Source organism: Thermogemmatispora sp., assembly GCF_019683755.1.
GTDB lineage: Bacteria > Chloroflexota > Ktedonobacteria > Ktedonobacterales > Ktedonobacteraceae > Thermogemmatispora.
Genome location: NZ_JADGHT010000356.1, coordinates 1 through 4625, shown reverse-complemented (window position 1 = coordinate 4625; position 4625 = coordinate 1). Strand labels below are relative to the sequence as shown.

4 protein-coding genes are annotated in these 4625 nt (G+C 55.7%); 2 read left to right on the top strand and 2 right to left on the bottom strand.

The window, feature by feature from the left end; translation table 11 throughout:
* Positions 1-243, top strand: a 243-nt coding sequence (locus IRZ24_RS17085) for a hypothetical protein (RefSeq protein WP_297166822.1), incomplete at its 5' end; no start/stop codon positions are given.
* Between the two features lie 145 nt (positions 244-388).
* On the opposite strand, the gene IRZ24_RS17080 is transcribed toward IRZ24_RS17085, so the two are convergent.
* Together IRZ24_RS17080 and IRZ24_RS17075 are read right to left on the bottom strand one after the other, a co-directional pair.
* On the bottom strand, positions 389-1423 hold the full coding sequence (locus IRZ24_RS17080; RefSeq protein WP_297166817.1) for a type I phosphomannose isomerase catalytic subunit: 1035 nt from the start codon (positions 1421-1423) through the stop codon (positions 389-391).
* Between the two features lie 531 nt (positions 1424-1954).
* Positions 1955-2629, bottom strand: coding sequence for an alpha/beta fold hydrolase (locus IRZ24_RS17075; protein ID WP_297166814.1), 675 nt, complete (start codon positions 2627-2629; stop codon positions 1955-1957).
* A 1067-nt stretch (positions 2630-3696) separates the two neighbouring features.
* Here IRZ24_RS17075 and IRZ24_RS17070 point away from each other — a divergent pair.
* The coding region (locus IRZ24_RS17070; RefSeq protein WP_297166811.1) for a response regulator at positions 3697-4625 on the top strand (929 nt) is incomplete at its 3' end.

The following is a 4625-nucleotide window of genomic DNA, read 5'->3' as shown; positions in this document are numbered from 1 at the left end:
GGCATCACGCTACTAGTCGGTCTAGCGTTCTGGGTAGTGCTCCTGGCCGTACTTAGGGTTATTGACCTGTTGCGTGGGGTCGCCCATGTACTGGCGACCGTCGAGCAGCTCCAGCGAGAATTGGGTGGCTTGAGCGCTGATCATCCCTCCCATGCCAGCGAAGGCCCACAGCGAGATGAGCAGCGCGTCGTCGAAGGTACCATCGTTTACCTGGATGAGAAACGGCGCGAGCGAGGTCGTTAGCGAGCAATTGACCAGTCTTTCTGGCCTCACGCGAGCGACGCCACTAGGCTTTGACTGGGCCTTGAGCAACCCCGGCCAGCCTGAGCAGCCTCAGACAAGCCAAACGACACGTGGCCTTTGCCTGTCTGCCTGTATCTCTGCAGACTCAGGCCAGCTCAGGATTGGCGCCTTTCCAGGTCAGCCAGGCGAAGTCTGTCGGAGCTGGCACGTAGGAGCGTAGCAGCACTCCTTGACCTTCCAGGCGATAGGGGCCAAGCGCCGCGGGCAAGACCACGCTCTGCCCCCGTCCAAAGCTCAACCGATGCTGCTGCGCGGGACCGTAGTGAATCGTTACCTCGGCTCCCAATGATGACAAAATCTGGCAACTTCCTGCCGGCTGATCGTGCACCTCTCCCCTCAGCGTTAATTCACGCAGCACAAAATAGCGACAGGCGACTAGACAGCGCTCTTCATAACCTGGCCCACTGGGGAGGGGTACCGCCCGAACCTTGATGCGCGCTGAAGGCCCATAATGAGCCACAGCTAAAGCGCTTTCAATATGCAACTCGCGCGGCTTCCCTTCGGCTGTCAAGCGACCGTAGTCGTACATGCGATAAGTAATATCAGAATATTCTTGAAGCTCATAGAGTAAAATACCCGCGCCGATTGCATGCACCGTACCGGCAGGAACAAAGATTACATCTCCTGGGTTGACTGGTTCTTCGTGGAGAAGTCGCTCAAGCTGTACATTTTCGATGGCAGCGGCTACTTCGGAGCGGCTCGTAGGAGCGGCAAAACCGTGAATGATTGTGGCCCCTGGCTCCGCGGCCAGAATATACCAGCATTCGGTTTTGCCGAGCTTACCCCCCTCATGCTGGGCGGCGTAAGCGTCATCAGGGTGCACCTGCACAGACAATTTCTGATGAGCATCAATGAACTTAGCCAGGAGGGGAAAGCGCGAACCGAACAGCGCTGCGGTTTGTGGGCCGAGAAGAGAGGGCCCCAACTCTGTTGTCAGCTGACCCAGGGTTTTCCCGACGTAAGGTGGATTCTGAGCCAGCGTATTCACCTCAGTCTCCCAGGCTTCACCGATCAGCTTCGCCGGAGGCAGCTTTTTCCAGCCGTCCTCTTCCAGGCGTCTTCCTCCCCAAATCGTTTCATGGAGCGAAGCTTCAAGAAGGATCGGATGAAGGCTCTCCACAGGGCTAACTCCTCTACTGTTTCGTGTCATCAACGGGTAAACAAACGGCAAGAAACACTGAACCAACTACCCACGGATAGGCTGGGCAGCGTCTTCCATCAAGCTTGCCGGAACTACTGCTCGGCGGCAGAGGGCGCCACGAGCTTCTCTAGCGCCATGCCATGCAGAAGCAGCATTGGTCGGTGTCGGCGCTGAGATCGCGCTAAGGCAAGCCTGTGCGGTTGTCAAAAAGACTTGACCTCTAGCTGCTGATCGCTCTCAAAGAGCCAATACACGCGTTGTCAAGGGTAACATCGCCGCAGAGTGCTGTCAAGGTCAAGATGAAAGCCCTCGAAGCGAACTGTACCCGCAGGAAACTGGCGAGCCAGGCTGCGCTGGTAGCTGCTCCTTCAGATTTCACTATACCAAATGTGGCGAGTATGATCAGTGAGTGCAGGGACACTCGAGCTAGCCTCAATAGCTGGCTCTCTCGCTGCCAGAAATGGCAGGACAGTAGCGCTCAGCGATAGCATTGCCACCGCCTGGCTCTGCTTAGATATCGGGCATCTCGGCCCAGCGTTTCAAATAGCGCGTGATCGCCTCAATGGCTGGCTCCTCATAACCGCGCATCAAGTGGCGGGCGCCAGTGATGACCTTAATACCCTTGGGCCCTTTCTGCTGTTCGACAAACGGCTCTAGCTTATAGAGCGGACACACCTCGTCGAACTCGCCAGTGACGAACAGCTTCGGACGCTCGAACTGGCGGGGTAGGCCGCCAATGGCTCGAAAGAGCGGCAGGCTAATCGCAACCACTGTGCGGATGCGCGGGTCATAAGGAGCGTACTGGAGAGCAATATAGGCGCCAAAGGCATGGCCAATGACACAGAGCTTGGCGGGATTGACACCGGGCTGGGCCAGAATAAAGTCAACAGCCCCAGCCAAATCCAGCGGCTCCAGACGGCCATCAGTCTGTTGCCCCTGGCTGCGACCAACGCCGCGGAAATTGAAGCGGAGGGCAATCATACCCTGCTCGGCCAGACGGCGTGCCAGGAGCAAAGTCAATATGTCCTGCATATCGCTACTGGCCGGCTGAGGATGGCAGAGCACAGCGGCGGGGGCCTGACGAGCCTGGCCGGGATAATGAAGAATACCCTCGAGCATAAAAGAGGGCTGTCCCTTACTGGGGAAAATCACGCTGCGCTCAGTCGGTGCGGAGGATATGGCCATAGGCTCCCCTTCAAGACTCGCTAGAAGTTTCTCGCGCCTGGATGGGCGCTTTTATCTTAGCGCAGGCTACGCGGCACGTCAACTGCAAAACCTGGAAACCCTCTCACTTGGCACACCTTGCCGCTCTTCCCACTGGGCTATGATCCGCAAGGGACTGGCTGGACTGGTCAGCCGCTCCCCATTGGGGACGGACCGGAAAAATCAGATCGCTTGTTCAAGAGAGAGAAGGCCATGCTGAGCCATCCATATGAGCACCATGAAACTTGTTGGATGAAGAGATAGTTTTCCATCTGCTTCTGTGCAACATGGCAAGAACATTTGTTAGTACTTTCTTTGCCAATCCATCCAGGGATATTACACTGGATCGTACAGACAAATGTTGAACTTTCTCGTGCTCAGGTGGATGATGAAAAATTCATCTCTGATGTGTTGACACTGCTTGCTTTATGTGCTAGCGTTTAATATGATGGGGCAAGCAGGTATGGCGCTGTTGCCAGGACCCGTAGAAGGCAGCCTGGGTCCAGCTCCACAGAGCTTCAGGATTGGCAATGCTGACCGGGGGACAAGAAGCCGCCGGAGGGGCGCGCGGAAACTTCTGTCTGTGCCCGCGGTCAATAGCCTGGCTGACTCAAAGGGCAGTGGAATAGTGGAAAGAAGACACTCACAACTCTACATTTATTTGTTGCTCTGTTTTGCTCTGTGCTCTTGCTCATGCGCGCTGCCTTATCTTTAGAGGGGAGCAGAGATAGGGGTGGCGGTGCATGAGTCCTCGCCCTGTGCTCGGGGAGCTGCTCGTTTGCCCTATCGTCAGGGGTCGTTAGTGGCCAGGGTCTACGATCTATGATAACTGATCCTGCCTGGTGAAAAAGGGTGGTGGGCAGGCTTGCAGGCCTATGCGCACGCTGGTGCTCACCCCGGGCAGCGAACCTGGAGGTCTCTTAACACAGATACCTCTGCACCTCTATCACACCGCGTCACATGGGGCTGTTTTTGTTCCTGTGAAGATCTGGTGTGGAAGGTAAAATGTGCTTTCGTTGTGCTAGTGAAGCGTAGAGGCAGGAGCACTTATGGGCAATGTATTAGTCGTCGAGGACAACAGTCTGATCTCTCGCATCCTGCAAAAACGTCTGGAAAGTGATGGAGATCATACGGTCACTGTCCTTCACGGCGAGGATGCTGTCCAGTTTGCGCTGCGCAAGATGCCTCAGCTCATCGTCATTAACATGGCGAGTGCTGGAGGAGATGGTGAGCAGTTCATTCAGCGCCTGCGCACGCATGCCCGGACGATGTATATCCCCATCATTGTCGTCAGTGCCGCAAACGACCCCGGCGCTAAGGTGCGTGCTTTCCGTATGGGGGCAGATGACTATATCGTCATCCCCTTCGATGTTGAGGAATTGCTGGAGCGTGTCCGCACACAGCTACGGCATGTACAGCAAGTGATGCTATCGAGGCTAATTGACCTTCCGGGGGCGCTCCAGGTGGAGATGACTATCAAGTGTAAGCTTACGAGTCAGGAGCCCTGGAGCCTTCTCTATCTTGACCTCGATAATTTTAAAGCCTTTAACGATACCTACGGTTTCCTTGCTGGCAATGAGATGATTCGTCTGGTGGGACGCATCTGCCGCCGTGTCGTCTGTGAATACGGGAACGTGGAGGATTTCGTCGGCCACGTCGGGGGTGACGACTTTGTGGTGGTCACCACACCTGATCGAGCCCGGCTGCTCAGTTGCCGTATCATTGCCGCTTACAAGGAGCTGAGTCAGCCTTTCTATCGACCTGAAGACCTTAAGCGCGGCACGATCAGCGGAGTCGATCGGAAAGGGCGCCCCTATCAGTTCCCGCTAGTCTCTCTCTCAATTGGTATTGTCAATAACCTCCCTTATCTCGCTCACAGCCTGCAGGAAATCAGCTATCTCGTTGCTGAGGCCAAGCGCAACGCGAAACGCTCCAGTGATAATATTTACTATATTTCATCCCGTGGCATCGCTGATTG